Genomic DNA, 1,715 nt, shown 5'->3' with positions numbered 1-1,715 from the left:
GCGCCATTGCTGCTGGGTAGAGGTGTATACTCAATGGCGCTGCCATCCATCCAGCTTGCACGGTTTGCCATAGCAATACCTACGGCAAAATCACCGTGGCGCTGTCTGCCGTCACTGCCCTTGTCTGAACCCTTATCAATTTTTGGCGTGCCGTTGCGAACACTGATTTTTTGCATATCACCGAGTATGTCTTGGTGTTTGGGGATATCTAGATTTTGATCTTCAAATTCGGCTTTAAGTTTTGGCATCCACTCACGATACCAATTGTCGTTAAGCATCACCTGTTCAACCATTTCTGTGCCAAAGTGCAGTGCTGCGGCTTCAGCCAAATAACCACCATTACCTGTTGCATCAAATGCCAAGCCTATCAAACGAGGCAAGCGCGTGGTTAAGTGCAGCATTACATGGCGCTGCATGTCGTAAGTGAGGTTAGTTAGCTCAACTAAGAATGGCACACGCTTATATAAATCAAACGCAATTTCTAATGGTACAAATACGGTTAAATCTCCGCGCCTTGCAAAGTCTTCACCAAATGCGTGATTAAACTCAGGGTTGAGTTTTTCTAGAAGCGGATCAAGATGTTCTTTTATCCATGCGTCTATCTCTGAGCGCTGGGCTTGCTCAGTCCATGTAATGAAGTCGTCAGGCGCATCATAACTAATGATGGGTATGCCTTTTTTCATCGCCGCTTCAATCAGCACACGGGCTATGTAAGTACCGCCACCTTTTTTAGGCTCACAAAAGTATTCTTCCCGGGCATCTTCAACGCTTGCCGTATCGTTGATTAAGTCATCAATCCACTTGCTCTCAGTGTCGCGCGTCCACTGCTTTTTTTGGCGTTGGCAAATACGCTGATATAGCCCTTCTTTGCAGGCATCCGAAATAGTAATTGTATGCACTGAATAACGCTTTTTACCTGCTCGGCTATCTTTGATTAGTTCGTTGAATAGATTATCTACACCGTTATGTGTGCTGATCAAACGCACTTTAGCGCCCCACATAGTAAGTGCAAGTGCTGCTTTTAGTACTTCAGCTAAACGCTCATGGAATGCGGCTTCATCAATGGTTACGTTACCTTGCATACCACGCAAGTTTGCAGGGTTAGAGCTGAGTGCTTGAATTTTAAACCCACTCGCAAAGTAAACAACAAACGTTAAAATCTCTTTGCCGTCTTTGCCGTCATCAATAAAGATCTCTTCTTGAATATCGCCTGCCACTTTATCAAATGCTTTGGCCCACATGGCGGCAGCTTCAATAAATTCACGTGCCATCTCTTTATTAGAGCCCACATAAAAATGGTTAGTGCCTTGGGCTTCTTTACTCTTACTGGCTTCTAATACTGCATCTGCGGCTTCAGCCCATGTTATACCTGTGCGTCGGCTCTTTTCTGCAATTTTGAGTGGAGACTGATCGGCAATCCAACGCTTTTGATAACCAAGCAACAGTTCTTTAGGATCAAAGGGAATATAAAGAGGCAGTCCGAATCTCTTTTCATACTCGTCGCATTGCTCTAACTTTTTTTGTAAGTCAGATAGCGCAATCTCTGCAACTAACGCTTGTTCTTCAACTTTTGCTAATTGCGCTTGATTAACTTTGACGGCCATTACGCGATCCCTAAGATTTGATTTTTAATGAGCTGAGCACCTTCCTCTGTTAAGCCCGCTTGGATAGCGCTCTCTTCAACTGCATTGGCCGCTTCTTCAGCGAATGCTTGG

The 1,715-nt window shown here is 44.7% G+C and carries 2 protein-coding genes; both read right to left on the bottom strand.

Going from position 1 to position 1,715, the window contains the following annotated elements; translation table 11 throughout:
• A partial coding sequence (locus J8L97_RS22850) for a terminase large subunit domain-containing protein (RefSeq protein WP_211053017.1) occupies positions 1-1,604 on the bottom strand: 1,604 nt, incomplete at its 3' end.
• The coding region (locus tag J8L97_RS24150; RefSeq protein WP_409455179.1) for a phage protein Gp27 family protein at positions 1,604-1,715 on the bottom strand (112 nt) is incomplete at its 5' end. The genes J8L97_RS24150 and J8L97_RS22850, both read right to left, overlap by 1 nt.

The organism is Pseudoalteromonas sp. MMG012, from assembly GCF_018100875.1.
GTDB lineage: Bacteria > Pseudomonadota > Gammaproteobacteria > Enterobacterales > Alteromonadaceae > Pseudoalteromonas > Pseudoalteromonas aurantia.
The sequence above is the reverse complement of the archived record's forward strand: the minus strand, read 5'-3'. Positions and strand labels throughout refer to the sequence as shown.